Origin of the sequence: Streptomyces sp. V3I8 (assembly GCF_030817535.1) — a bacterium.
GTDB lineage: Bacteria > Actinomycetota > Actinomycetes > Streptomycetales > Streptomycetaceae > Streptomyces.
Window position 1 is genome coordinate 3,374,906 of the sequence record NZ_JAUSZL010000002.1, and the last position, 18,416, is coordinate 3,393,321.

Sequence of the window (18,416 nt, forward strand, 5' to 3'; positions counted from 1 at the left end):
ACGCGCGTAGACATCCTGGTGTGCGGATCCGTCGATATGTAACGGTGACCGTGCGGACCGATGGCATACACCCTCGCTTCTGACACTGTTTTGTCATGGCACAGCAAGCGACGCCGGTTCGCGCGGCACGGCTGGGACGGGCGTTCGGGACGGAACCGACGGCGGTGGGCGGCGTGGTGCTGTTGCTGCCGGCCGGCGAGAAGACCTCCGCCCGCAGGCCGTCGCCGGTGCTGGCGGCCGCGTCCGTACGGGCGTTGGGGCGCCGGCTCAGCCGCGCGGGACGTACGGAGGGGCTGGCGGTGCACGTGGTGCACTACCGGTTCCGCGGCTGGAACGGCGGTGAGGCACATCTGGCACGGGACGCCGCGTGGGCCGCGGACGAGGTGGTGCGGCGGTACGGGGACGTGCCCGTGTGCCTCGCCGGGGTGGACATGGGCGGGCGGGCCGCCCTGCACGCGGGGGGCCACGACGCCGTCAACTCCGTACTGGCACTGTCCCCCTGGCTGCCCGAGGAGGACGTCGCGACGGCACCCGAACCGGTGAAGCAGCTCGCGGGGCGGCAGGTGCTGCTCGTGCACGGCACCAACGACCAGCGCACCGACCCCGAGTTGTCGTTCCGGCTCGCGGAGCGGGCGAAGAAGGCGAACCGGGACATCTGCCGGTTCGAGGTGCACTCGGACCGGCACGCGCTGCACGCGTTCCGGGACGAGGTGCACGCGCTCGCGGAGGACTTCGTGATGGGGGCGCTGTTCGGGCGGACCTTCTCCCGGCCCGTGGAGGACGCGCTGGCGGCTCCGCCGCCGCTGGGTCTGCGGATGCCGCTCGCCTCCGGCTTCGGGCGCTCGCCCCGCCGTCGGCCGGGCCGTTAGCCGGGCCGTTCGGTGCCGTCGGCACGGGTCGCGGCGGGGCGCGGGTCCGCCTTCGGCCCGGCGGCGGGGGCGGAGGCAGGGGCAGCGGGTGGACCGGGCCGGCCCGGCAGGAACAGACACAGGGGGACGGCCGCGGCGGCGAAGGCCACCGACCACCGGAAGGCGGTGCCGAAACCGTCGGCGGCCGGGGTGCGGGTGCCCCCGGCGGCGTGCTGGAGGACGACGGCGAGGACGGCGGTGCCCACCGAGCCGCCGACCTGCTGCGCGACGCGGGTGACGATGCTGGCGTCGGGGATCTCGGCGCGCTCCAGGCCGGCGTAGGCCGCGCCGCCCAGCGCGATCATGACGGCGCCCATGCCGATGCCGCGGACGAGCAGGGCGGCCAGCAGCGGGACCGTGCCGCTGTCGGCGGTGACGAGGGCGAACGGCACGGTGGCCGCGGCGACGACGGCGAATCCGGCGAGGGCGACCGCGCGGGGGCCGACGCGGTCGGTGTACGTGCCGGCCACCGTGCGCGCGAGCAGCGCGCCGACGCCGTGCGGGACGAGGAGCAGCCCGGCGCCGAGGGCGTCCTCGCCGCGGACCTGCTGGAAGTAGAGGGGGAGCAGCAGCATCGACCCGTACAGGGTGATGCCGGCCAGGAAGCCGAGACCGGCGGCGCAGGCCTGTGCGCGGTGGCGCAGGAGCCGCAGGTCGACCAGGGCACCGCCGGGGCGGGCCAGCGCCCGGACGGTGAAGCCGCCGACCAGCACGAGTCCGGCGCCCAGCGGGATCAGGACCCCGGCGGTGACGAATCCCGCGCTGTCCCCGGCCCGGGAGAGTCCGTACACGACGGCGGCGACTCCGGGAGACAGCAGGAGCAGGCCGACGGCGTCGAGCGGGGGCCGGGAGCCGCCCGGTGCGGGCCGGTCGTCGGGCAGGTTGCGCCGGGCGAGCCAGGCGCCGACGGCGCAGAAGGGGATGTTGACGAGGAACAGCCAGCGCCAGTCGGCCAGGTGCAGGACGACGCCGCCCAGGACCGGGCCGAGGATCGGACCGAGCGCGGTGGGCAGGGTGACGGCGGCGATGACCTTGCCGATGCCGCGGCCCCCGGCGGCCTGCACGACCAGCGTGACCATGAGCGGCATCATGATGCCGCCGCCGATGCCCTGGACGACGCGGAAGGCGATGAGGCTGCCCGCGCTCCACGCCAGTGAGCACAGGACCGAGCCGAGCAGGAAGGTGCCGAGGGCGGCGATCCACAGGCGCGTGCCGCCCAGCCGGGACTGGGCCCATCCGGCGACCGGGACGGTGACGAACACGGCCAGCAGGTAGGCGGTGCTCACCCACTGGACGGTGGCGAGCGGGGCGTCGAGCTTTCTCGCCAGGTCGTCGAGGGCGACGGTGACGATCGTGGTGTCGAAGACGACGGCGAGGGCGCCCACGACGACGGTGAACGCCGTGCGCCACACGGCCGGGTCCACGCGGTCGGGGTCGGGGTCGGGGCTAGGGCCGGGGCCGGGGCCGGGGTTTCGGGAAAGGTTCACGGACAACCACCTAAGATACAGCACTCTATCTTACGGCGGTCAGAGTAGGGCGCCGAGATAAGATAGGCAAATCTATCTAGCAGATCGAAGAGAGACGGGAGACGGGGATGCCCGAGCGACGCCGCGGAGCGGCACTGGAGAAGGCGCTGCTGGACGCGGCCTGGGAGGAGCTCACGGCCGGCGGCTACACCGGATTCACCATGGACGCCGTCGTCCGGCGCGCGGGCACCAGCCCGCCCGTCCTCTACCGCCGCTGGCCCGACCGCGACGCACTCGTCCGCGCGACCGTCGCCCACGTCCTCCGGGAGAACCGCGTCGCCGCTCCCGACACGGGGAGCCTGCGGGAGGACGTCCTCACCCTCATGCGGGAGATCAACGCGACCCGGGTCCAGCTCATCACCGTCATGAGCGTGCACCTGGCCGCCCATCACCGGGAGACGGGCACCAGCCCCGGCGACCTGGTCCCCACGGGCCCCGAGAAGTCCGCGGACGTGCTCTTCGACCGCGCCGTCGCCCGCGGCGAGATCACGGCGGAACACCTCACCGACCGCATCAAATCGCTCCCCTTCGACCTGCTGCGCCACGAGATCCTGGCGACCTTCGCACCCGTGGACGACCGGGTCCTGGAGGAGATCGTCGACACGGTGTTCCTGCCGCTGGTGCGCTGACGGCGTCGCACGGTCGGGGTGTCTTCCCCCGGATCCGTCACTCAGCGTGGTCGCGCATGCCTACCGTGATCGCGACGAGGCGGGACGACGGAGGGGTTCGGGATGACGCAGGTGGACGGCGGCGCGGGACAGCTCAAGGACGAGACGGACGAGCCGGGTTGGGAGGTGGACCCGGACGACGGCTGGGGCCTGGCGGTGGTCGCGACCGTGGGCCGGCAGCTGAAGCTGCGGCGCGAGGCGAAGGGGTTGCGGGCGGCGGAGTTCGGAGAGGCGGTGGGGTACGGGGAGGACCTGGTCCACAAGGTCGAGAGGGGCATGCGGATTCCCCGGCCGGAGTATCTGGAGCGTGCGGACGAGGTGCTGGGAGCCGAGGGGCTGCTCGCGGCGATGAAGCAGGACGTGGCCAAGGTCCGGTATCCCAAGAAGGTCCGGGACATCGCGGACGGCGAGGCCAGGGCGGTCGAACTCCAGCTGTACGACCCCCTCAACATCCACGGGCTGTTGCAGACGCCGGAGTACGCGCGTGGACTCCTCCTGATGCGGCGCCCCGCGTACACGCAGGACGAGGTGGAGAAGTTCATCGCCGCGCGGGTGGCCCGCAAGACCGTTTTCGCACGCGATCCGGCTCCCGAGATCGGTTTCGTCGTGGAGGAGTGGACGCTTCGGCGTCCGCTCGGCGGGAAGGCGGTTCTGCGCCGTCAGCTCGAACATCTGCTGATGACGGCGCAGTTGCGGAACGTCGAGCTGCAGGTGATGCCGATGGATCGCGAGGAGCACGCAGGGGTGGACGGCGGGATCCAGCTGTTGAAGTTCGCAGACGGCTCGGCGGTGGGACGTTCGCCGGTCGTGGCCAACGGTTTCCAGGTCTCCGAGCCCAGGCAACTCCGTATGCTTGAACTGCGGTACGGCATCATCCGGGCCCAGGCGCTCACGCCACGTGAGTCGGTGGCCTTCATCGAGGACCTGCTGGAGGAAACATGATCCACGACACCTCGGCCGGGTACGCCTCCGGCCTCTCATGGTTCAAGAGCAGTTACAGCAGCGGCAGCGAGGGCGACTCCTGCGTCGAGATCGCCACCGCCCCCGCCACCGTCCACGTCCGCGACTCGAAGAACATAGGCGGTCCCCAGCTCGCGCTCCTGCCGCAGGCCTGGGCGGACTTCGTGGCGTACGCCGGCAAGAGCTGAGCACACGGCCCCGTCACGGTCACTCCGGGAGCAGCGTTCCTCTTTTCGACAGCAGGAACTTCTTGAAGGCCGCCACCGGCGGTGTGTCCGGGTGGCCGTCCAGCCAGGCCACCCCGATCTCCCTTGCCGCTCGCGGGGCCGTGACCGTCAGTTCCACGACTCCTGGACGGGGGACGGCCGGTGGGGGCAGCAGGGCCACCCCGAGGCCTGCGGCCACCAGGCCCCGCAGGGTCTCCGCCTCCTCGCCCTCGAAGGCGACCCGGGGGCGGAAGCCCGCCTGGCTGCAGAGGTCGTCGGTGATGCGGCGCAGGCCGTAGCCCGGCTCCAGGGTGACGAAGGTTTCGTCGGCGGCCTCCGCGAGACGGATGCGGCGGCGGGAGGCCAGCCGGTGGTCCGCCGGCACCACCAGGCGCAGCTTCTGCTCGTCCAGGCGGCGGCCCACCAGGTCGGGCGCGTCCGGCACCGGGGACGTGAGGCACAGGTCCAGTTCGCCGGAGCGCAGGCGCTCGATCATCGCCTCGCCGTAGTTCTGGACGAGGCTGAAGCGCACCCGGGGGTGGTCGACGCGGAAGGCGCGGATCAGGGCCGGGACGGTCTCGGAGCCCATGGTGTGCAGGAAGCCGAAGGCGACCTTGCCGGTGGCCGGGTCGGCGTCGGCCCGCACCTCGTCGGCGGCCCGTTCGATCTCGGCGAGGGCGCGTTCGACGGAGCCGAGGAAGGTGCGCCCGGCGGGGGTGAGGGAGACCGTGCGGCCGCGGCGGGCGAAGAGGTCGACACCGAGGTCCTGTTCGAGGCGGACCATCGCCCGGGACAGCGTCGACTGCGGGACCTGCATCTCCTGCGCGGCCCGCGTGACGTGCTCGGTGCGGGCCACGCCGGCGAAGTACGCCAGGCGCGGGGCGAGCAACCTCGACATGCCCACGCTGTCTTCCGTGTCACCGGACGGTGACAGACGTCCCTCTGACCTCTGCTGATGCGCCATGGGAACGATTATGGCCGTTTCATGCATTGGACGGATGACGGGGAGGACTTTAGGTTCGAAGCATGCCTTCCGCCAGTACCGGGGCGTCCACCGTCGTGGTCGCCCCCTCCGCCGTCACCGCTCCCCCCGAGGCCGTCCCCGCCGAGGCCGTCGACAGCCGGCTCACGCCCGGCGGGCCCGGCTACCGCCGGATGAGTTTCGCCCTCTTCCTCGCCGGGGTCGCGACCTTCGCGCTCCTCTACTCCACGCAGGCCCTGCTCCCCCTGATCTCGCACGACTTCGGGGTCACGGCGAGCACCGCGAGCTGGACGGTGTCGGCGGCGACCGGCGCGCTGGCCCTGTTCGTGCTGCCGCTGAGCGCGCTCTCCGAGCGGTTCGGCCGGCGTACGTTGATGACGGCGTCATTGGTGGTCGCCGTGACCGTCGGGCTGCTCGTGCCCTTCGCCCCCTCGGTCGGCGCCCTGATCGCGCTGCGGGCCGTCCAGGGCGCGGCGCTGGCCGGGCTGCCGGCCTCGGCGACGGCCTACCTGGCGGAGGAGGTGCGCCCCAAGGCGCTGATCACCGCCATCGGCCTGTTCGTCGCGGGCAACAGCGTCGGCGGGATGAGCGGCCGCATCATCACCGGCTGGGTCGCGCAGGAATGGGGCTGGCGGGTCGCCGTCGGCACGATCGGGGTGATCGCGGTGGGCTGCGCGGTGGCCTTCCGCCTGCTGCTCCCGGCGCCGAAGCACTTCCGGGCCGGTTCGCTGCGCCCCGCGGTGCTGGTCCGCACGGTCCGCGGCCACCTCGCGAACCCGCTGCTGCGCAGGCTGTACGCGATCGGCGCGCTGTTCATGACGGTGTTCGGCGCCGTCTACACGGTGATCGGTTACCGCCTCACCGACGCCCCGTTCTCGCTCCCCCAGGGCATCATCGGTTCGGTCTTCCTCGTCTACCTGGTCGGTACGGTCTCGGCGTCGACGGCCGGGAGGCTGGTGGACCGGCTCGGCCGGCGCGGGTCCCTGTACCTGGCGGGCGCCACGACGGCCTCGGGCCTGCTGGTGTCGCTGTCCGGCTCGCTGCCGCTCGTGCTGCTCGGCCTGGTCCTCATCACGGCGGGCTTCTTCGCGGGTCACGCGGTGGCGTCCTCCGCGGTCAGCCACACGGCGAAGGAGGGCCGCGCGCAGGCCTCGGCGCTGTACCAGTCCGCCTACTACCTGGGCTCCAGCGCGGGCGGCACGCTGGGCGCGGTCGCCTACCACTCCGGCGGCTGGGCCGGGACGGTGGCGCTCGGCCTGCTGGCGGTGGCCGGGGTCGCGGGGATCACGCTGGCCGGTACGCGTGCGGCCCGCACGCAGCGCCGGCGGAACCTGGTGGCCGTGCGGCACTGACACACCGGGGCCGGCGCGGATCCGTCGGGGACAACCGGCGGACACCCGGGTGCAGGTCAGGACAGCGACTGTCCTGACCTGCACCTTTTTCATCTCCGGGGGCCGTTGTCAGTGGGCTGCGGTAGCTTCCGGAGTGCCGGGCCGCAATGCGGCGGTTCCTGCGCAACGGACAGAGCCACAGGGGTGGGTTGGCCATGAGCGACGGTACGGCGACGGCGGAGGATCTCGACGTCCGGCTGGAGAAGCACCGGGTCGAGCTGACGGGGTACTGCTACCGCATGCTCGGCTCGTCCTTCGAGGCCGAGGACGCCGTCCAGGACACACTGGTGCGCGCCTGGCGCAGCTACGACAAGTTCGAGGGCCGCTCCTCGCTGCGTTCGTGGCTGTACCGGATCGCGACGAACGTCTGCCTGGACATGCTGACCGCGGGCAACAAGCGGGCCCGGCCCATGGATCTGACGGAGTCGACGCCGCTCGCGCGGGCGGCGCTGACCCCGCGCGCGGACAACACCTGGCTGGAGCCGATGCCGGACGCGCGCGTGCTGCCGACGGTCGCTGACCCGGCCGAGGCCGCCGTGGCCAAGGAGTCGGTGCGCCTCGCCTTCATGGCCGCCCTGCAGCAACTGCCGCCCAAGCAGCGGTCCGTGCTCATCCTGCGCGAGGTCCTGGCGTGGCGGGCGAGCGAGGTGGCCGAGCTGCTCGGTACCACGGTCGCCTCCGTGAACAGCGCGCTGCAGCGGGCGCGGGCGACGCTCGCGGAGAGCGGCAGCGGGAGTGCGGCCGCCCGGGCCGCCACCTCCGATCCGCTCGACGCGGAGCAGCAGAAGCTCCTGGAGCGCTATGTGGCCGCCTTCGAGGGGTACGACATGGCGGCGCTGACGGCCCTCCTGCACGAGGACGCCGTCATGACGATGCCGCCGTTCGACCTGTGGCTGACCGGGCCCGAGGACATCACGGGCTTCATGACGACGCTCGGCGCGCCCTGCGCCCACTCCCACCTGGTCCCGGTGGCGGTGAACGGCCTGCCGGGCTTCGCCCAGTACAAGCCCGATCCGGAGACCGGGGGGCGGACGGCGTGGGCCGTGCAGGTCCTGGAGATCTCAGAGGGGCGCATCACCGGGTTCCACTGCTTCCTCGACACGCAGCGGTGGTTCCCGCTGTTCGGGCTGCCCCTCCGTCTCGAAGCGGAGGCCGACGAGGGCGAGCAGCGCCCGTAGCGCGGGGTCGGGGGCGCGGAGTCTGATACGCCCTCCGGCGCGGCGGGCGGCGAGCTGCATCCGGGCCAGGGCGTCGACCGTCGTCAGGCCCGGTGGTCCGAGACCGGCCACGTCGCAGACCACGACGCGGGCTCCGGTGTGCTCCAGCCGTGCGCGCACGGCCTCGCACAGCCTCGGCACCTCGTCCCTGGCGACGGGGCCCGGCAGTACGAGTACGGCGGGTGTCTTGGCGTCCACGTGCGGTAGACCGGGCGGTCGGCCGGAACTCATCGCTCGGCCGGGCAAGATCACATTGACCTGGGCATGTCCTGACCCGGAGGGTTAGGTGTATGCCCCACGAACCGGCGCCCGCCGCACCGCGAACACCGGCCCCAGATCTCCTCCGGGAACTCCGGGAACCCCGGGAGGTGCCGTGCAAGGGGTGCTGAACGGGTTCGCGGTCATCGCCGTCGTCATCGGGGTCGGCTACCTGATCGGGCGGCGGGGGTATCTCGGCGACAACGGGCGGGAGGTGCTGACCAAGCTCGCGTTCCATGTCGCCACGCCCGCGCTGCTCTTCACCACCCTCGCGCGGGCCGACCTGTCGGTGATCCTGTCGAGCCGGCTGCTGGTCACGGCGGTCAGCACGTTCGCGGTGGCCGGGATCTTCGTCGCGGTCGGTGCCGTACGCCGGTGGGGTGTGGGCCGTACGACGATCGGCGCGCTCTGCTCCAGCTACGTCAACGCGGGCAATCTCGGTATCCCGATCGCCGTGTACGTCCTCGGGGACGCCTCGCTCGTGGCGCCGGTCCTGCTGTTCCAGCAGATCGTGATGACCCCGGTCGCCCTGACGGTCCTCGACCTGTCGGGCGCGGGCGAGAAGCAGTCGCTCTGGCGGCGGGTGACCGTTCCCGTCCGCAACCCCATCGCCATCGGCTCGCTGTCCGGGGTGGCCGTCTCGGCGACCGGGCTCACCGTCCCCGGTCCCGTCATGGACCCGCTGACCCTGATCGGCAACATGTCGGTGCCGGCGGTGCTCCTCGCCTTCGGCATCTCCCTGTGCGGCAGCACGATGCCGGGCCGCGGGGCCGACCGGGCGCCCGTGCTGCTCTCCGTCGCCCTCAAGTCGGTGGGCCAGCCGCTGGCGGCCTGGGCCCTGGCGGCGGGGGTCTTCGGGCTGCGGGGCGAGCCCCTGCTCGACGTGGTGGTCACCTCGGCGCTGCCGGCCGCGCAGAACCTCTACACGTACGCCTCGCGCTACCGGGTCGGCGAGGTCCTGGCCCGCGAGTCGATCCTGCTGTCGACGATGCTGGCGGTGCCGGTACTGGTGGTGATCGCGGCGCTGCTGGGGTGACGTCCCTCAGCCGACGCCCGGCCCGGCGGACGCTCGGTGCACGGGAAAGGCGCTCGTGTCGAGCTTGAGGTCGAAGGGCTCCGGCAACGCGATCCGTTCGCCGAACTTTCCGGCGTGCAGGACCCGGTAGACGTCACCCTGGGGCACGTCACCGATCACAGCATGCCGAACGGGACCGGCGGCCGGCCACCGATCCCGTTCACCCGTACAAGGAAACCGCAGGTCAGGCGATACGTTCCCGCACCACCGGCGCCGCCGTGAACGCCGTGCCGGGTGCCGCCACGTCGTACGAGCCCGTCACCGCCTCCAGCGCGTACGCGAAGCGCTCGGGGGTGTCCGTGTGGAGGGTGAGGAGCGGCTGGCCCTCGGTCACCGTGTCGCCCGGCTTGGCGTGGAGCTCGACGCCCGCGGCGGCCTGCACCGGGTCCTCCTTGCGGGCGCGGCCCGCGCCCAGGCGCCAGGCGGCGACGCCGATGTCGTAGGCGTCGAGGCGGGTCAGGACGCCCGAGGCCCCCGCCTTCACCACGTGCTGTTCCCTCGACGTGGGCAGCGGGGCGTCCGGGTCGCCGCCCTGGGCGGAGATCATGCGGCGCCAGGCGTCCATCGCCGAGCCGTCGGCCAGCGCCTTCGCCGGGTCGGCGTCCTCGATGCCCGCCGCCTCCAGCATCTCGCGGGCCAGCGCGAGGGTCAGCTCGACGACGTCGGCCGGGCCGCCGCCCGCCAGGACCTCGACCGACTCGCGGACCTCCAGGGCGTTGCCCGCGGTCAGGCCGAGCGGGGTCGACATGTCCGTCAGCAGGGCGACCGTCCGCACGCCGTGGTCCGTGCCGAGGCCGACCATCGTGGCGGCCAGCTCGCGGGCGTCCTCGATCGTCTTCATGAAGGCGCCGGTGCCGACCTTCACGTCCAGGACGAGCGAGCCCGTGCCCTCCGCGATCTTCTTCGACATGATGGAGGACGCGATCAGCGGGATCGCCTCGACCGTGCCGGTCACGTCACGCAGCGCGTAGAGCTTCTTGTCCGCCGGGGCCAGGCCGTCGCCCGCGGCGCAGATCACCGCGCCGACCTCGTCCAGGACGGAGAGCATCTCCTCGTTGGACAGGAGCGCGCGCCAGCCGGGGATCGACTCCAGCTTGTCGAGGGTGCCGCCGGTGTGGCCGAGACCCCGGCCGGACAGCTGCGGGACCGCCGCGCCGCAGGCCGCCACGAGCGGCGCGAGCGGGAGCGTGATCTTGTCGCCGACGCCGCCCGTCGAGTGCTTGTCGGCCGTCGGGCGGGACAGGGACGAGAAGTCCATGCGCTCGCCGGAGGCGATCATCGCGGCCGTCCAGGTGGAGATCTCCCGGCGGTTCATGCCGTTGAGCAGGATCGCCATGTTGAGGGCGGCCATCTGGTAGTCGGCGACCTCACCGCGCGTGTAGGCGTCGATGACCCAGTCGATCTGCTCGTCGCTGAACTCGCCGCGGTCCCGCTTGGTGCGGATGACGGAGATGGCGTCCATGGCTGTGGCTTCCCTTCAGAAGTGCAGCGGCCCCTCCCGGTGTCCTTGACGACACACGATACGGAGGGGCCGCACATGAATTACCTGGTGAGGTGCTCAGGACCGAAGGCCTGCGGCAGCATCTCGGAGAGCGGGAGGAGACCGGCCGGGGTCTCCAGGATCAGATCGGGGCCGCCGAACTCGTACAGCAGCTGGCGGCAGCGGCCGCACGGGACGAGGATCTCGCCGTGGCCGTCCACGCACGTGAAGTGCGTGAGCCGGCCGCCCCCGGTGTTCTGCAGCTGCGAGACCAGGCCGCACTCGGCGCACAGGCCGAGCCCGTACGAGGCGTTCTCCACGTTGCACCCGGAGACCACCCGGCCGTCGTCGACCAGGGCCGCGACCCCGACCGGGTAGCCCGAGTAGGGGGCGTACGCACGGGACATCGCCTCGCGCGCCACCTCCCGCAGGGCCTCCCAGTCGACGGCCGCGGTACCGGACCCGGACGCCGTCACTTGCCCTGCCCCCGCCGGTAGGGCATGCCGTCCGCCTTCGGCATCCGCAGGCGCTGCGCGGACAGGGCGAGGACGAGCAGCGTGACGACGTACGGGGTGGCGGTGACGACCTGGTTCGGGACCTCGTTGGTGGTCGCGTACCAGAGGAAGACGAGGACTCCGAGGACCCCGGTGACCGCCGCGTGGACGTACCGCTTCTTCCACACGAACCAGGCCGCGCCGATGATCAGCAGCAGCGCCAGGAGCAGGAGCAGCGCGTGGACGTTGGTGCCGCCGCCGCGCAGCTTGAGGCTGTCGGTGTAGCCGAACAGGCCGGCGCCGAGGGCGAGGCCGCCCGGCATCCAGTTGCCGAAGATCATCGCGGCGAGGCCGATGTAGCCGCGGCCGCCGGTCTGGCCCTCCAGGTAGATGTTGGAGGCGACGAGGGAGAGGAAGGCGCCGCCGAGGCCGGCGAAGCCGCCGGAGATGACCACGGCGAGGTACTTGTACTTGTAGACGTTGACGCCGAGGGACTCGGCGGCCACCGGGTTCTCGCCGCAGGAGCGCAGGCGCAGGCCGAAGGAGGTGCGCCACAGCACCCACCAGGTGAGCGGGACGAGCGCGACGGCGACCACGGTGAGCGGCGACAGGTTGGTGAAGATGCCGCCGATGAGTCCTGCGAGGTCGGAGACCAGGAACCAGTGTTTGCCGTTGAGGGTCTGCAGCCAGTCCGAGAGCCCCGGGATGTCGAAGGTGCCGAGCGACTCGACGGGCGGCGACTGCTTGGACGTGCCGCCCTCCTCGCCCTCGAAGGCGAAGGTCGACAGGTAGCGGGTGGCGCCGAGGGCCAGGATGTTGATGGCCACACCGGAGACGATGTGGTTGACGTTGAAGGTGACGGTCACCACCGCGTGCAGCAGGCCGCCGAGGGCGCCGCCGACGATGCCGAAGGCGACACCGGCCCACGGGCCCCACTGGAAGCCGGCCCAGGCACCGAACCAGGTGCCGAGGATCATCATGCCCTCGAGGCCGATGTTGACGACGCCCGCGCGCTCGGCCCACAGGCCGCCGAGGCCGGCGAGGCCGATCGGCACGGCCAGGCGCAGGGCGGTGGACATCTGGCCGGTCGAGGTGATGCCGTTGGCGTCGGTGACGAGCCGGACGACGGAGACGAGGACCAGCAGGCCCGCGACGAGCAGGAGCAGGACCGGGAGCGAGATACGGCGGCGGCCCCGGGCGGGCTTGGGCGCCTGCGGCTTGGCGACGGTCGAGGTGCTCATCGGGCAGCCACCTCCTTCTTGGAGTTGTCGTTGGCGGCGGCAGCGGCCAGTTCGGCGCCGACCCGGCGCTGCTGGCGGCGCAGGCCCCAGACGCGTACGGCCTCGTAGGAGACGACGACCGCGATCACGATGAGACCCTGCATGATCACCGCGATCTCCTTGTCGTACGCGACCGGGGTCGCGTAGTCGAGGGCGGGCGAGGCCTTGTCGAGGAAGGCGACCAGCAGGGCGGCGAAGGCGATGCCGACCGGGTTGTTGCGGCCGAGCAGCGCGATGGTGATGCCGGTGAAGCCGAGGCCGGTCGGGAAGGACAGGCTGTAGGTGTGGGCGTCGCCGAGGAGGATCGGCAGGCCCGCGAGGCCGGCCATGCCGCCGGAGATCAGCATCGCGGTGAGGACCATGCGCTTGGCGTCCACGCCGGAGGCGGCGGCCGCGGTCTCGGAGGCGCCGGTGGCGCGCAGGTCGAAGCCGAAGCGGGTGCGGTTGAGGACCAGCCAGTACAGGACGCCCGCGAGGACGGCGATCAGGGTGAAGCCGTAGATCTCGCCCGCGTCGCCCATGTCGAAGCCCGGGAACCAGCCGGACTCCTTCATCACGCCGGTGGTCTGGTTGTTGCCGAGCGGCTGCCCCCAGACCTCGGTGAGGGTGAGGTAGCCGATGAGGCTGGTGGCGATCGCGTTGAGCATGATCGTCGCGACGACCTCGCTCACGCCGCGGGTCACCTTGAGGACACCCGCGATACCGGCCCAGAAGGCACCGGTGAGCACGGCGATCAGCATCAGGAACGGGATCTGCAGGGCGGCGGGCAGCGAGACGTGCGCGCCGACGACCGCGGTCATCATGGCGGCGAGGCGGTACTGGCCGTCGACGCCGATGTTGAAGAGGTTCATGCGGAAGCCGACGGCGACCGCGAGGGCGGCGAGGTAGTAGACGCCGGCCTGGTTGATGATCAGGACCTGGACGTCGGCGAATCCGGCCTGCTCGAACATCAGGGTGTACGGCTCGATCGGGCTCTTGCCCGACGCGATCAGCACGAACGAGGTCAGCACCACGGCCGCCACGAGCGCGATGACCGGTCCGGCCACCGCGAGGAGCACCCGCTCCTTGTCGAACTTCTTCATCGGGCCTCGTCCTCCGGGGCTTCCTGTGCGTGCTCTGCGCGCTCCGCGGGCCCGTGCCCGACGTGCTCCAGGTGTCCGGAGGCGGCGCCGGTCATGGCCGAACCGAGTTCCTCCGGGGTGACGGCCGCCGGGTCGGCGTCCGCGACGAGCCTGCCGTTGTAGATCACCCGGAGAGTGTCGGAGAGACCGATCAGCTCGTCCAGGTCGGCGGAGATCAGCAGCACCGCGAGACCCTCGCGGCGGGCCTCGCGGATCTGGTCCCAGATCGCGGCCTGCGCGCCGACGTCCACCCCGCGGGTGGGGTGGGCGGCGATCAGGAAGCGGGGCTTGTGGCTCATCTCGCGGCCGACGATCAGCTTCTGCTGGTTGCCGCCGGACAGGGAGGCCGCGGTGACGTCGATGCCGGGCGTACGGACGTCGTACTCCTCGACGATGCGGCGGGTGTCGGCCTGGGCGCCCTTGGGGTCCAGCCAGAAGCCCTTGCTGTTGGGCTTCTCGGTGACGTGGCCCAGGATGCGGTTCTCCCACAGCGGGGCTTCCAGCAGCAGGCCGTGGCGGTGGCGGTCCTCGGGGATGTAGCCGACGCCCTGCTCGCGGCGCCTGCGGGTGGGCCAGGAGGTGATCTCCTCGCCGAGGAAGCGGACGGTGCCGGAGTCGGCGTTCTTGAGGCCGATCAGGGCGTCGACCAGTTCGGTCTGGCCGTTGCCCTCGACGCCGGCGATGCCCATGACCTCACCGGCGTGGATGGTGAAGGTGACGTCGTCCAGGACGCGCTTGGCGTCGCCGCCGGCCGCGTCGCCCGCGAGGGATCCGACGGCCGGGGTGTCACCGACGGTCCCGGTCTCGCCGAGCGAGGCGCCGCCGACCGCGTACACGGTGAGGCCCTCGACCTGGATGACGGGCTTGTCGGTGACCGTCGACTCGGCGGTCTCCGGGGTGGGCAGTTCGCTGCCGACCATCATCTCGGCGAGCTGCCGGGAGGTGGTCTCGGCGGGGACGGCCGTGCCGACCGTCGTGCCGCGGCGGATGACGGTGATCTCGTCGGCGACCGACAGGACCTCGCCCAGCTTGTGGGAGATGAAGATGACGGACAGGCCCTCGGCCTTGAGCTCGCGGAGGTTGTCGAACAGCGCGTCGACCTCCTGCGGCACCAGGACGGCGGTGGGCTCGTCCAGGATGAGGATGCGGGCGCCGCGGTAGAGGACCTTGAGGATCTCCACGCGCTGGCGGTCGGCGACCCCGAGGTCCTCGACGAGGGCGTCCGGGCGCACGCCGAGGCCGTACCGCTCGGAGATCTCCCCGATCTTCTGACGGGCCGCGCCGCCGATGCCGTAGAGCTTCTCGCTGCCCAGGACGACGTTCTCGAGGACGGTGAGGTAGTCGGCCAGCATGAAGTGCTGGTGGACCATGCCGATGCCGCGCGTGATGGCGTCGGCGGGGCTGGTGAAGGCGACCTGCTCGCCGTCGACCGCGATGGTGCCCTCGTCCGGCTTCTGCATGCCGTAGAGGATTTTCATCAGGGTCGACTTGCCGGCCCCGTTCTCGCCGACGAGGGCGTGCACGGTGCCCCTGCGGACGGACAGGTGGATGTCGTGGTTGGCGACGACACCCGGGAAGCGCTTGGTGATCCCCGCCAGTTCGACCGACACGGCGGACTGTGACTCCGGCTGTGCGGCGAGCGGGGGGCTGCTGGACGCGTCGATGGCGTACTCCTTGGAAAAGGGGCCTGTCTACGCGCGTAGCGCCCCTGCTTCGACTACTGCTGCGGAGTCGGATGTTCCGGGCACATCCAGGCATATCCATGCCTCCCGGGCAGACCCGGATCATCCGCCGCGCGAACGGGGCGCGGGAAGGCCATCCTTCCCACACCCCGTTTTCGCGACCGTAACGCTGCCATTACAGCGCCTGATTGACCACGGTTACTACGAGGTCTTCACCTTGATCGTGCCGTCGTTGATGCCGTCGGTGGCCTTCTTCAGGGCCTCCTGCAGCTTGGCGTTCCCCTTGAAGTCGGGGTTCGAGTCCGCCAGGCCCACGCCGCCGGTCTTGAGGGAGGCACGCACCACACCGGTCTCGGGCTTGCCGTCCTGGACCGACTTGGCGAGGTTGTAGACCGCGCCCGCCACGTCCTTGGTGGCCGAGGTGAGGATGTACTGCTTGTACGCCTTGAGGGCGTCCTGGCTGTACTGGTCGGAGTCGACGCCGATCGCCCACACCTTGGCGGCGGCGGCGGCCTCGATGACACCCTGGCCGGACAGGCCCGCGGCGTGGTAGACCACGTCGGCGCCGTCCTCGATCTGGCCCTCGGCGGCGGTCCTGCCCTTGTCGGGGCTGGCGAAGCCGCCGTCCTCGGCCTTCTCGGTGAGGAACTGCGAGACGACCTTGATCTTCGGGTTCGTGTCCGCGACGCCCTGCTTGTAGCCGGCCTCGAACTTGTGGATCAGCGGGATGTCCACGCCGCCGACGAAGCCGACGGTCTTCGACTTGGTGGTGAGGGCCGCCGTGACACCCGCGAGGTAGGAGGCCTGCTCCTCGTGGAAGACCATGTCCGCGACGTTCTTCTTGTTGATCGTCTCGTCGTCGACGATGCCGAAGGTCGTGTCGGGGAACTTCTCGGAGGCCTCGGCGACGGCCGGCGCGTAGGCGTAGCCGACGCCCACCACCGGGTTGTAGCCGGCCTTGGCCAGCGTCGCCAGGCGCTGCACCTTGTCGGCGTCGGACTCGCCGTCGGTGGGCTCGACCGCCTTGGAGCCGTACTTGAACTCGGCGGCGGCCTTCTCCATGCCGGCGGTGGCGGCGTCGTTGAAGGACTGGTCGCCCTTGCCGCCGACGTCGTACGCGAGGGCTACGCCCTTGCTCTTGCCGTCGCCGCTGTCGGCGGCGTCGTTGGACGTGCCGCCGCAAGCAGCGAGGGCGGCGGTGAGGGTAGCGGTCGCAACGCCCGCGACAGCAATTCGGGACACCCGGCGCATGGAACGTGACTCCTTAGTGCAAGCGCCCGTACCAGGCGCTGGTTCCGCCGCAGCGTAACGCGCGTAGACCAGACGGAAAACCCCTTCTGTCCGGTCCGTTATCGAGCTGTGGCCGCGGATGCCGTACAGACTACGGAACGTCGTACGCCCCTTGCGGGAGGCAAGGGGCGTACGACCTGGGAAGCTGTCTCCTCATGGAGCTACCGACGGGTACGCGCGGGCGCCCACGGTGAATCCGCTCACCGCGCGCCGGGACCACCGGGCCGCCGCCCGGGGTGCGCGTGTCGGTGGGCGCCCGGGGCGTAGCGGTCGGGCAGCCGGGCCGGGCGGCGATCCGGCGCCCGCGGACGACCGGCAGCGCGAGCCGGACGGCCCGCCCGGGTGTCCGCGTCGGCGGCCATCCGGTCCGTGCGGGCCGGGCGGCGGCTCGGGCGATCGCTCGGGCGGCCGACCGTACGGGCCGGACGGCCACCCGGGGCGTACGAGTCGGCGGCCACCCCCGGCGCCCAAGGGGCGCGGGGAACTGCGCGGGCGACCCCCACCGGGCGGCACCCGACAGCGCACCCCCGCCGCCCCGCCCGGGTGTCCGCGCCGGCGGCCACCCGGTCCGTACAGGCCGGACGGCCACCCGAGGCGTACGAGTCGGCGGCCACCCCCGGCGCCCAAGGGGCGCGGGGAACTGCGCGGGCGACCCCCACCGGGCGGCACCCGACAGCGCACCCCCGCCGCCCCGCCCGGTCGCCCGGTCGGCCGACCGGCCGCGGCAGCGCTATTCGGTCTTGACCGTCACCTTGCCGCTGACGATGTCTTCCTTCGCCTTCGCCACGGCCTCGACGACGTCGGTCATCGCCTGGTACTTCGGGTTGGAGTCGGCGAAGCCCACGCCGCCCGACTTCAGGTCACCGCGGTGCTCGCCGGAGAGCGGCTTCCCGTCGACGACGGACTTGGCGACCTCGTAGACGGCGCCGCCGACGTCCTTGAGAGCGGAGCCGAGGATCCAGTCCTTGGACGCGGCGAGCGGCTTCTGCTTGTACTGGTCCGAGTCCACACCGATCGCCCAGACCTTCTCGGACGCGGCCTCCTGGATGACGCCCTGGCCCGACAGGCCGGCCGCGTGGTAGATCACGTCGGCGCCGGACTCGATCTGGCCGCTGGCCGCCTCCTTGCCCATGCTCGGGTTCGCGAACCCGCCGTCCTCGGGCTTCTCGGTGAGGTACCGCTTCTCGATCTTGATCTTCGGGTCGACCGACTCGACCCCCTGGACGAAGCCCGCCTCGAACTTGTGGATCAGCGGGATGTCCACACCGCCGATGAAGCCGACGTGGTCCTTCTTGCTGGCCTTGGCCGCGGCGACACCGGCGAGGTAGGAGGCCTGCTCCTCGGCGAACACCATGTCGGCGACGTTCTTCGCCTGGACCTGGGCGTCGTCGATGACGGCGAAGGTGATCTTCGGGTACTTGGCGGCGACCTCCTTGACCGCCGGCGCGTAGATGAAGCCGACGCCGACGATGGGGTTGTAGCCGGCCTTCGCCATCTGCGTCAGGCGCTGCACCTTGTCGGCGTCCGACTCGCCGTCGCTCGGCTCGATGTCGTTGCCGCCGATCTTGAACTCCTTGCGGGCCTTCTCGAACCCGGCGTAGGCGGCGTCGTTGAAGGACTGGTCACCCTTGCCGCCGATGTCGTAGGCGAGGCCGATGCCCTTGCCCTGGTAGCCGGACCCGGAGTCGGACCCGCTGTCGCCGTCCGACGACTCGTTGCTGGTGTCGCCGCAGCCGGCGGCCGTGAGGACGACGACCGCGACGGCGACAGCGGCTTGGGAAAGCCTTGTCCTCCGAGAAACCCGAGAGATCCGACGCATGAGAGAGCACCCCTTACATTCCCCAACGGCGCCGTTGCCGACGCTGACTGCGGCGCACA

General features: G+C 71.7%; 18 protein-coding genes. 7 read left to right on the plus strand and 11 right to left on the minus strand.

All coding sequences use genetic code 11. From position 1 onward, the window contains the following. The first annotated feature begins 95 nt into the window (after window positions 1–95). Window positions 96–869, plus strand: a complete 774-nt coding sequence (locus QFZ75_RS14715) for an alpha/beta hydrolase (RefSeq protein ID WP_307537184.1) — start codon at window positions 96–98, stop codon at window positions 867–869. Here the strand turns inward: QFZ75_RS14715 and QFZ75_RS14720 are convergent. After that, window positions 866–2,395 (minus strand): MDR family MFS transporter, encoded by a 1,530-nt coding sequence (locus QFZ75_RS14720; RefSeq protein ID WP_373465873.1) that lies wholly within the window; start codon window positions 2,393–2,395, stop codon window positions 866–868. The genes QFZ75_RS14715 and QFZ75_RS14720 overlap by 4 nt on opposite strands. A 107-nt stretch (window positions 2,396–2,502) precedes the next feature. Between QFZ75_RS14720 and QFZ75_RS14725 the strand changes: the two genes are divergently transcribed. From QFZ75_RS14725 to QFZ75_RS14735, 3 genes are all read left to right on the plus strand, one after another. Then, complete coding sequence (locus tag QFZ75_RS14725; protein WP_307537186.1) at window positions 2,503–3,063, plus strand: TetR/AcrR family transcriptional regulator; 561 nt, start codon at window positions 2,503–2,505, stop codon at window positions 3,061–3,063. A 102-nt stretch (window positions 3,064–3,165) separates the two neighbouring features. Beyond that, a complete protein-coding gene (locus QFZ75_RS14730) occupies window positions 3,166–4,044 on the plus strand; it encodes a helix-turn-helix transcriptional regulator (protein WP_307537187.1) in 879 nt (292 codons plus the stop codon). Next, the gene (locus QFZ75_RS14735; protein WP_307537189.1) at window positions 4,041–4,250 is read left to right on the plus strand and encodes a DUF397 domain-containing protein; all 210 of its coding nucleotides are present in this window, start codon (window positions 4,041–4,043) and stop codon (window positions 4,248–4,250) included. The genes QFZ75_RS14730 and QFZ75_RS14735 overlap by 4 nt, the downstream gene beginning before the upstream one ends. A 19-nt stretch (window positions 4,251–4,269) precedes the next feature. On the opposite strand, the gene QFZ75_RS14740 is transcribed toward QFZ75_RS14735, so the two are convergent. Then, window positions 4,270–5,232, minus strand: coding sequence for a LysR family transcriptional regulator (locus QFZ75_RS14740; protein WP_307537191.1), 963 nt, complete (start codon window positions 5,230–5,232; stop codon window positions 4,270–4,272). A 62-nt stretch (window positions 5,233–5,294) separates the two neighbouring features. On the opposite strand from QFZ75_RS14740, the gene QFZ75_RS14745 reads away from it, so the two are divergent. Both QFZ75_RS14745 and QFZ75_RS14750 read left to right on the plus strand, forming a co-directional pair. After that, window positions 5,295–6,602 (plus strand): MFS transporter, encoded by a 1,308-nt coding sequence (locus tag QFZ75_RS14745; protein WP_307537193.1) that lies wholly within the window; start codon window positions 5,295–5,297, stop codon window positions 6,600–6,602. A 194-nt stretch (window positions 6,603–6,796) separates the two neighbouring features. Continuing rightward, window positions 6,797–7,819 carry a sigma-70 family RNA polymerase sigma factor gene (locus QFZ75_RS14750; RefSeq protein WP_307537195.1) on the plus strand — a complete coding sequence of 341 codons (1,023 nt, stop codon included), beginning with the start codon at window positions 6,797–6,799 and terminating at the stop codon, window positions 7,817–7,819. Here QFZ75_RS14750 and QFZ75_RS14755 read toward each other — a convergent pair. Next, entirely contained in the window at window positions 7,703–8,089 is a 387-nt protein-coding gene (locus tag QFZ75_RS14755; protein WP_307537196.1) for an STAS domain-containing protein, read from the minus strand. The genes QFZ75_RS14750 and QFZ75_RS14755 overlap by 117 nt on opposite strands. A 142-nt stretch (window positions 8,090–8,231) precedes the next feature. On the opposite strand from QFZ75_RS14755, the gene QFZ75_RS14760 reads away from it, so the two are divergent. Beyond that, on the plus strand, window positions 8,232–9,152 hold the full coding sequence (locus QFZ75_RS14760; protein WP_307537198.1) for an AEC family transporter: 921 nt from the start codon (window positions 8,232–8,234) through the stop codon (window positions 9,150–9,152). A 6-nt stretch (window positions 9,153–9,158) separates the two neighbouring features. Here QFZ75_RS14760 and QFZ75_RS14765 read toward each other — a convergent pair whose 3' ends face one another. The 8 genes from QFZ75_RS14765 to QFZ75_RS14800 all read right to left on the minus strand — a co-directional run bounded on the left by QFZ75_RS14765 (window position 9,159) and on the right by QFZ75_RS14800 (window position 18,357). After that, a complete protein-coding gene (locus QFZ75_RS14765; protein ID WP_307537200.1) occupies window positions 9,159–9,299 on the minus strand; it encodes a hypothetical protein in 141 nt (46 codons plus the stop codon). Window positions 9,300–9,375: 76 nt separating this feature from the next. Then, window positions 9,376–10,653 (minus strand): thymidine phosphorylase, encoded by a 1,278-nt coding sequence (locus QFZ75_RS14770; RefSeq protein WP_307537202.1) that lies wholly within the window; start codon window positions 10,651–10,653, stop codon window positions 9,376–9,378. 80 nt (window positions 10,654–10,733) lie between these two features. Further along, on the minus strand, window positions 10,734–11,147 hold the full coding sequence (locus QFZ75_RS14775; protein ID WP_307537203.1) for a cytidine deaminase: 414 nt from the start codon (window positions 11,145–11,147) through the stop codon (window positions 10,734–10,736). Continuing rightward, window positions 11,144–12,406: an ABC transporter permease gene (locus QFZ75_RS14780; RefSeq protein WP_307537204.1), complete on the minus strand. Its 1,263-nt coding sequence runs from the start codon at window positions 12,404–12,406 to the stop codon at window positions 11,144–11,146. Before QFZ75_RS14780 ends, QFZ75_RS14775 begins: the two co-directional genes overlap by 4 nt. Beyond that, window positions 12,403–13,527, minus strand: coding sequence for an ABC transporter permease (locus tag QFZ75_RS14785; RefSeq protein ID WP_307537206.1), 1,125 nt, complete (start codon window positions 13,525–13,527; stop codon window positions 12,403–12,405). The genes QFZ75_RS14780 and QFZ75_RS14785 overlap by 4 nt, the downstream gene beginning before the upstream one ends. Continuing rightward, on the minus strand, window positions 13,524–15,230 hold the full coding sequence (locus QFZ75_RS14790; RefSeq protein WP_373466044.1) for an ABC transporter ATP-binding protein: 1,707 nt from the start codon (window positions 15,228–15,230) through the stop codon (window positions 13,524–13,526). The genes QFZ75_RS14785 and QFZ75_RS14790 overlap by 4 nt, the downstream gene beginning before the upstream one ends. 219 nt (window positions 15,231–15,449) lie before the next feature. Beyond that, window positions 15,450–16,499, minus strand: coding sequence for a BMP family protein (locus QFZ75_RS14795; protein ID WP_307537210.1), 1,050 nt, complete (start codon window positions 16,497–16,499; stop codon window positions 15,450–15,452). A gap of 769 nt (window positions 16,500–17,268) precedes the next feature. Continuing rightward, complete coding sequence (locus QFZ75_RS14800) at window positions 17,269–18,357, minus strand: BMP family protein (protein ID WP_307537211.1); 1,089 nt, start codon at window positions 18,355–18,357, stop codon at window positions 17,269–17,271. Between the last annotated feature and the right edge of the window lie 59 nt (window positions 18,358–18,416).

Excerpts from the sequence above, each read along its gene's own strand:
- QFZ75_RS14750 (WP_307537195.1), top strand. The coding sequence starts at position 6,797 with ATGAGCGACGGTACGGCGACGGCGGAGGATCTCGACGTCCGGCTGGAG.
- QFZ75_RS14795 (WP_307537210.1), bottom strand. The coding sequence starts at position 16,499 with ATGCGCCGGGTGTCCCGAATTGCTGTCGCGGGCGTTGCGACCGCTACC.
- QFZ75_RS14800 (WP_307537211.1), bottom strand. The coding sequence starts at position 18,357 with ATGCGTCGGATCTCTCGGGTTTCTCGGAGGACAAGGCTTTCCCAAGCC.
- QFZ75_RS14735 (WP_307537189.1), top strand. The coding sequence starts at position 4,041 with ATGATCCACGACACCTCGGCCGGGTACGCCTCCGGCCTCTCATGGTTC.
- QFZ75_RS14780 (WP_307537204.1), bottom strand. The coding sequence starts at position 12,406 with ATGAGCACCTCGACCGTCGCCAAGCCGCAGGCGCCCAAGCCCGCCCGG.
- QFZ75_RS14745 (WP_307537193.1), top strand. The coding sequence starts at position 5,295 with ATGCCTTCCGCCAGTACCGGGGCGTCCACCGTCGTGGTCGCCCCCTCC.
- QFZ75_RS14715 (WP_307537184.1), top strand. The coding sequence starts at position 96 with ATGGCACAGCAAGCGACGCCGGTTCGCGCGGCACGGCTGGGACGGGCG.
- QFZ75_RS14770 (WP_307537202.1), bottom strand. The coding sequence starts at position 10,653 with ATGGACGCCATCTCCGTCATCCGCACCAAGCGGGACCGCGGCGAGTTC.
- QFZ75_RS14755 (WP_307537196.1), bottom strand. The coding sequence starts at position 8,089 with ATGAGTTCCGGCCGACCGCCCGGTCTACCGCACGTGGACGCCAAGACA.
- QFZ75_RS14725 (WP_307537186.1), top strand. The coding sequence starts at position 2,503 with ATGCCCGAGCGACGCCGCGGAGCGGCACTGGAGAAGGCGCTGCTGGAC.
- QFZ75_RS14730 (WP_307537187.1), top strand. The coding sequence starts at position 3,166 with ATGACGCAGGTGGACGGCGGCGCGGGACAGCTCAAGGACGAGACGGAC.
- QFZ75_RS14785 (WP_307537206.1), bottom strand. The coding sequence starts at position 13,527 with ATGAAGAAGTTCGACAAGGAGCGGGTGCTCCTCGCGGTGGCCGGACCG.
- QFZ75_RS14740 (WP_307537191.1), bottom strand. The coding sequence starts at position 5,232 with ATGGCGCATCAGCAGAGGTCAGAGGGACGTCTGTCACCGTCCGGTGAC.